4 protein-coding genes are annotated in these 4,002 nt (G+C 74.3%); 3 read left to right on the top strand and 1 reads right to left on the bottom strand.

Annotation, left to right across the window (positions count from 1 at the left end; genetic code table 11):
* Positions 1–973 (top strand): MFS transporter (locus tag GL263_RS22965; protein ID WP_182857655.1); only part of this gene is annotated, 973 nt, incomplete at its 5' end.
* A 60-nt stretch (positions 974–1,033) separates the two neighbouring features.
* Here GL263_RS22965 and GL263_RS22960 read toward each other — a convergent pair.
* Positions 1,034–1,885 carry a nitrilase-related carbon-nitrogen hydrolase gene (locus GL263_RS22960; protein WP_182857654.1) on the bottom strand — a complete coding sequence of 284 codons (852 nt, stop codon included), beginning with the start codon at positions 1,883–1,885 and terminating at the stop codon, positions 1,034–1,036.
* A gap of 185 nt (positions 1,886–2,070) precedes the next feature.
* Here GL263_RS22960 and GL263_RS22955 point away from each other — a divergent pair, with 185 nt between their 5' ends.
* Complete coding sequence (locus tag GL263_RS22955; RefSeq protein ID WP_182857653.1) at positions 2,071–3,144, top strand: DUF3048 domain-containing protein; 1,074 nt, start codon at positions 2,071–2,073, stop codon at positions 3,142–3,144.
* 98 nt (positions 3,145–3,242) lie between these two features.
* On the top strand, positions 3,243–4,002 hold a 760-nt coding region (locus GL263_RS22950), incomplete at its 3' end, for an ABC transporter transmembrane domain-containing protein (RefSeq protein ID WP_267132791.1).

The following is a 4,002-nucleotide window of genomic DNA, read 5'->3' as shown; positions in this document are numbered from 1 at the left end:
GTACGTGGACAGTGCGCAGGCGGCGGAGGGGCCGGGCGCGGAGTTGCGGACCGGGCTGGCACGGGGGAACACCGCGACGGCGGTCGCGCTCGCGGTGGGCACGGTGTGCGGTGGCGGGCTGCCGTGGCTGCTCGGGCTCGGGCCGGACCTGGGCGCGCGGCTGGTGGAGGTGACGGCGGGGGTGGTGCTGCCGCTGTCGGTGCCGCCGCTGCTGGGCGCGCTGATCGGGGTGGGGTACGTGACGTACGTGCTGCTGGCGCTGCCGGAGCCGCCGCGTGCGCCGGCGACGTTGCGCGGGGTGCTGCGGGACGTGCCGGTGACGATGGTCGGCGGGTTGCGGCTGGGGCGGGGCGACGTGGTGGTGCGGCGGGTGCTGCTGACGGCGGCGGCGCTCGGCGGGGCGCTGGCGGTGATCGAGCTGCTGACGCCGGGGCGGGCGGCGGAGCTGACCGGTGCGGCGGAGTCGGGGGCGGTGCTGTTCGCGTTGCTGGCGTGCGCGGGGTTCTCGTGCACGGCGGTCGGGAGTCATCTCGCGCCGCGACTGGCGCGGGTGGCGGGGAGCGGGGAGCGCGCGGTGTCGGTCGCGTTGGCGGTGATGACGGCCGGGTTGGTGGTGTTGGGGTGCACGACGTGGTGGGGTGGGCCGCCCGCGTTGGCGGCGGCCGCCGCCGGGTACGGGCTGGTCTATCTGGCGCTGGGCGCGGCCGGGCCGAACCAGAACGAGTTGCTGCACCGGCGGGTGGAGAGCCGGGGGCGGGCGACGGCGCTGTCGGTGCAGTCGTTGGCGCTCCAGCTCAGCGGCGCGCTGGCCGGTCTGGCGGCGGGCGCGCTGCCGCCGGGCGCGGGCCGCTGGCTGCTGCCGGCGGTGGGGGTCGTGACGATGGCCCTGCTGTGGCTGCGCCGCCCCTCGCGTGACTCGCCCACCGGGCGGGTCGAATGTGAGGCCGAGTCAGCGGTCTCGGCGAGCGTCTGAATCGCGCCTCCCGTGCGGTGCGATCGGCCGCCGGGCACGTAGACGCGGCGCGCCGCGCGCCTACGTGTCGCCGCCTTCTTCTATGAGGCGGCGGACTTCGCGGTCGATGAGGCTGAGGCGGGCTTCGGCGACGAGGGGGACGGCGCGGCGGGCGCGGCGGGCCTCGTGGACGTCGACGTCCACGGTGAGGAGGGCCGGTTCCCACCGGGGCGCCTGGGCGATGACGTTGCCGCGGGGGTCGACGACGCGGGAGCCGCCCCAGAAGGTGGCGCCGTGCTCGTTCCCCACGCGGTTCACGAAGACGACCCACGCCTGGAGCATCTTGGCGGTGTAGGCGAGCAGGGTGTCCCAGTAGAGGGTGGTGTCCATGGCCTCGGGGTCGAGGCTGGCGGCGCTGTTGGTGGGGATGAAGATGATCTCGGCGCCGTCCTGGACGGCGATCCAGGGGAGAACTGGTTGCCAGGCGTCGTTGCAGACGAGGGTGGCGCCGCGGCCGCCGGCCGGGTGCGGGAGGTCGTAGGCGCGGAGGGCCTGGCCGGGGCTGACGTGCTTGCGTTCCTCCCAGGCGAGGTAGGTCGGCAGGTAGAGCTTGCGGTGCGCGTGGACGAGCTCGCCGCGCGCGTAGTAGGCGGAGGTGTTGTAGGCGCGGACGCTGGTGAGCTCGTGGAAGCCGGGCAGCACGTCGGGGCCGTGGGTGGAGAGGGCGAGCAGGCGCGGGTCGCGTGTGTCGAGGGATTCGAGGTCGTCGCGGCGTCCGAGCGCACCGAGGTGGTAGCCGTGGAGGCTGAGTTCGGGGAAGACGACGAGGTCGGCGCCCTGGGAGTGGGCCTGGTGGATCTGTTCCTCGGCGTGCGCCAGGTTGCCGGCGACGTCGCCGAGCAGGGGGTCGGTCTGGGCGAGTGCGACGCGCACGGGCTGCTCACCGCCTCAGGGGAGAGGTGGGCCGGCGGGGCCGCCGGCAACCATCAGAAAGTATGAATGTCTGCCTGTCGTATGGACCCCTTCCGGTGAGCGGTCCGCGCCGGCGCGGTAGCGCTCCGGGATGGACCCCGCGGCGTCGCCCCGGGGCCGTGGGAAGCACCCGGAAGGCGGCAGCCATGGCATCAGACACCGTCCACTCCTCCCCCACCGTCTCCTCCCGTCGGAGCCGGGCGGTCCGGCGCGGCCGGCGGCCGGCCGTGCTGGTCGGGATGCTGCTGGGGCCGTTGCTCGTCGGGTCGCTGTCGCTCGGTGCCGTCGCCGCGCCCGCCGACCGGGAGGCCGCGGCCGAAGCCGGGGAGGCGGCGGAAGCGGCCGCGTCGGGAGCGTCGGCGGCACCACCGTCAGCGTCCCCCTACACCGGGCTGGCCGCCACTCCTGGCCCGGTGCTCGCGGTCAAGGTGGACAACTCGGTGCGGGCCCGGCCGCACACCGGGATCGCGGAGGCCGACCTGGTGTACGTGGCGCAGGTGGAGGCGGGGCTGAGCCGGCTGATGGCGGTGTACTCCTCGCGGCGGCCGCCGGTGGTGGGGCCGGTGCGCAGCACGCGCGAGTCGGATCTGGAGCTGCTGAAGCAGTTCGGGCGCCCGGCGCTGGCGTACTCCGGGGTGCAGAAGAAGCTCCAGCCGCACATCGACCGGGACACGGTGTTCGCCGTGCCGCAGGAGCGGCACCGGGGGCCGTACTTCCGCGACCAGTCCCGGCGGGCGCCGCACAACCTGTACGTGCGGCCGGACGACGTGCTGCCGTACGCGCCGCACGCCAGCCACAGCGCGGACATCGGTTTCCGCTTCGGCCCGGTCCCGCCCGGCGGTTTCCCGCGCAGGGAGGCGGCGGTCCAGTACCGGGCGGCGCGGACGTCCTTCACCTGGTCGCCGCGGGAACGCCGCTGGTTGGCGTTCTTCGACGACCGGCCGGCGATGGGCACCGACGGCCGGCAGCTGGGCGCCTCGACGGTGGTCCTCCAGTACGTGACGATGCGGCCCTCGGACTTCTCCGACTCCACGGGCGCGGTGACGCCGTACATCGAGACCGTGGGCAGCGGGCGGGCGCTGGTGCTGCGGGACGGGCGGGCGTACGTGACGCGCTGGGACCGGCCGCGCCCCGGCGCCGGTACGACGTTCACCCGGCTCGGCGGCCGGCCGATGCTGTTCGCGCGGGGCCAGGTGTGGATCGTCTACGCCGAGCGCTGAGCCACGGCCACCGGGCGGGGCGCGCCGGCCGGGCTTGACCTGAAGTTCGATTCAACTTCTATGTTCGTGCCACCGACAGAATCAACGGAGGTGCGGCAATGTCGATGGAGATCACCGCCTGGCACGCGGTCTACAACGCGCGACACACGGCGACCGACCAGCGTCCCTTCACCCGTGCCGCGCTGCGGCGCATCGCGCGCTTCGCCCGCCCGCACCGCCGGTTGATCGGGCTGTTCCTGCTGCTCAGCACGGTCGCGTCGCTGCTCGCCGTCGCCACTCCGCTGCTCGCGGGGCGGGTGGTGAACGCGATCGTCGCCGGGGAGGCGCAGCGCACGGTGGTGATGCTGGCCGTGCTGATCGCGGGCATCGCGGTGGCGGAGGCCGGCATCGGGCTGGTGACCCGCTGGCTGTCCGCACGCATCGGGGAGGGGCTGATCCTCGACCTCCGCACCGCCGTCTACGACCACGTGCAGCGGCAGCCGGTGGCGTTCTTCACCCGGACGCGCACCGGGGCGCTGGTCAGCCGGCTGAACAACGACGTCATCGGCGCGCAGCGGGCGTTCAGCGACACGTTGTCGGGGGTCGTCGGGAACCTGGTGACCGTGCTGCTGACGCTCGCCGTGATGATCCAACTCTCATGGCAGATCACCCTGTTGGCGCTGGTCCTGCTCCCCGTCTTTGTCCTGCCGGCGCGGCGTATGGGCACCCGGCTGGCGCAGCTCACCCGCGAGGCCGCCAACCACAACTCGACGATGAGCACCCAGATGACCGAGCGCTTCTCCGCGCCCGGCGCCACCCTGGTCAAGCTGTTCGGCCGGCCGGAGGAGGAGGCCGCCGAGTTCGCCGCACGGGCGGGCC

Origin of the sequence: Streptomyces durbertensis (assembly GCF_014156695.1) — a bacterium.
GTDB classification, from domain to species: Bacteria; Actinomycetota; Actinomycetes; order Streptomycetales; family Streptomycetaceae; genus Streptomyces; species Streptomyces durbertensis.
This window is presented reverse-complemented; position numbering and strand designations above follow the sequence as displayed.